Genomic DNA, 2,456 nt, shown 5'->3' with positions numbered 1-2,456 from the left:
CCTTAAAGGCCCAGGGAAGACTCATCTCGAGGCAAGTTTCGCGCTTAGATGCTTTCAGCGCTTATCTTTTCCGCACTTAGCTACCGGGCAGTGCCATTGGCATGACAACCCGAACACCAGTGGTGCGTTCACTCCGGTCCTCTCGTACTAGGAGCAACCCCTCTCAATCTTCCAACGCCCACGGCAGATAGGGACCGAACTGTCTCACGACGTTCTAAACCCAGCTCGCGTACCACTTTAAATGGCGAACAGCCATACCCTTGGGACCTACTTCAGCCCCAGGATGTGATGAGCCGACATCGAGGTGCCAAACACCGCCGTCGATATGAACTCTTGGGCGGTATCAGCCTGTTATCCCCGGAGTACCTTTTATCCGTTGAGCGATGGCCCTTCCATTCAGAACCACCGGATCACTAAGACCTACTTTCGTACCTGCTCGAGCCGTCACTCTCGCAGTCAAGCTAGCTTATGCCTTTGCACTAACCTCACGATGTCCGACCGTGATTAGCTAACCTTCGTGCTCCTCCGTTACTCTTTGGGAGGAGACCGCCCCAGTCAAACTACCCACCAGACACTGTCCTCACCCCAGATTATGGGGCCGAGTTAGAACATCAAACATTAAAGGGTGGTATTTCAAGGTTGGCTCCACGCAGACTGGCGTCCACGCTTCAAAGCCTCCCACCTATCCTACACATCAAGGCTCAATGTTCAGTGTCAAGCTATAGTAAAGGTTCACGGGGTCTTTCCGTCTTGCCGCGGGTACACTGCATCTTCACAGCGAGTTCAATTTCACTGAGTCTCGGGTGGAGACAGCCTGGCCATCATTACGCCATTCGTGCAGGTCGGAACTTACCCGACAAGGAATTTCGCTACCTTAGGACCGTTATAGTTACGGCCGCCGTTTACTGGGGCTTCGATCAAGAGCTTCGCCTTGCGGCTGACCCCATCAATTAACCTTCCAGCACCGGGCAGGCGTCACACCGTATACGTCCACTTTCGTGTTTGCACAGTGCTGTGTTTTTATTAAACAGTTGCAGCCAGCTGGTATCTGCGACTGGCTTCAGCTCCGAGAGCAAGTCTCTTCACCTACGCGCCAGCGTGCCTTCTCCCGAAGTTACGGCACCATTTTGCCTAGTTCCTTCACCCGAGTTCTCTCAAGCGCCTTGGTATTCTCTACCTGACCACCTGTGTCGGTTTGGGGTACGATTCTGTGTTACCTGATGCTTAGAGGCTTTTCCTGGAAGCTTGGCATCAACTACTTCTGCACCGTAGTGCATCGTCATCACGCCTCAGGGTTAGTAAGTAACCGGATTTACCAGGTCACTCCCCCTACACGCTTAAACCGGGACAACCGTCGCCCGGCTAGCCTAGCCTTCTCCGTCCCCCCTTCGCAGTAACACCGAGTACAGGAATATTAACCTGTTTCCCATCGACTACGCCTTTCGGCCTCGCCTTAGGGGTCGACTCACCCTGCCCCGATTAACGTTGGACAGGAACCCTTGGTCTTCCGGCGAGCGGGCTTTTCACCCGCTTTATCGTTACTTATGTCAGCATTCGCACTTCTGATACCTCCAGCAACCCTCACAGGTCACCTTCAACGGCTTACAGAACGCTCCCCTACCCAACAACGCCTAAGCGTCGCTGCCGCAGCTTCGGTGCATGGTTTAGCCCCGTTACATCTTCCGCGCAGGCCGACTCGACCAGTGAGCTATTACGCTTTCTTTAAATGATGGCTGCTTCTAAGCCAACATCCTGGCTGTCTATGCCTTCCCACATCGTTTCCCACTTAACCATGACTTTGGGACCTTAGCTGGCGGTCTGGGTTGTTTCCCTCTTCACGACGGACGTTAGCACCCGCCGTGTGTCTCCCGTGATAACATTCTTCGGTATTCGGAGTTTGCATCGGTTTGGTAAGCCGGGATGGCCCCCTAGCCGAAACAGTGCTCTACCCCCGAAGATGAGTTCACGAGGCGCTACCTAAATAGCTTTCGGGGAGAACCAGCTATCTCCCGGTTTGATTGGCCTTTCACCCCCAGCCACAAGTCATCCGCTAATTTTTCAACATTAGTCGGTTCGGTCCTCCAGTTAGTGTTACCCAACCTTCAACCTGCCCATGGCTAGATCACCGGGTTTCGGGTCTATACCTTGCAACTATTCGCCCAGTTAAGACTCGGTTTCCCTACGGCTCCCCTATACGGTTAACCTTGCTACAAAATATAAGTCGCTGACCCATTATACAAAAGGTACGCAGTCACACCACGAAGGTGCTCCCACTGCTTGTACGTACACGGTTTCAGGTTCTATTTCACTCCCCTCGCCGGGGTTCTTTTCGCCTTTCCCTCACGGTACTGGTTCACTATCGGTCAGTCAGGAGTATTTAGCCTTGGAGGATGGTCCCCCCATATTCAGACAGGATGTCACGTGTCCCGCCCTACTCATCGAACTCACAATTAATG

1 rRNA gene is annotated in these 2,456 nt (G+C 53.2%); it reads right to left on the bottom strand.

Annotation, left to right across the window (positions count from 1 at the left end):
* Nucleotides 1-2,456: ribosomal RNA gene (locus AAZT04_RS25935) — 23S ribosomal RNA — on the bottom strand; the annotation flags it as partial.

The organism is Serratia sp. Je.1.23.a (assembly GCF_051129805.1).
GTDB lineage: Bacteria > Pseudomonadota > Gammaproteobacteria > Enterobacterales > Enterobacteriaceae > Serratia > Serratia liquefaciens.
This window is presented reverse-complemented; position numbering and strand designations above follow the sequence as displayed.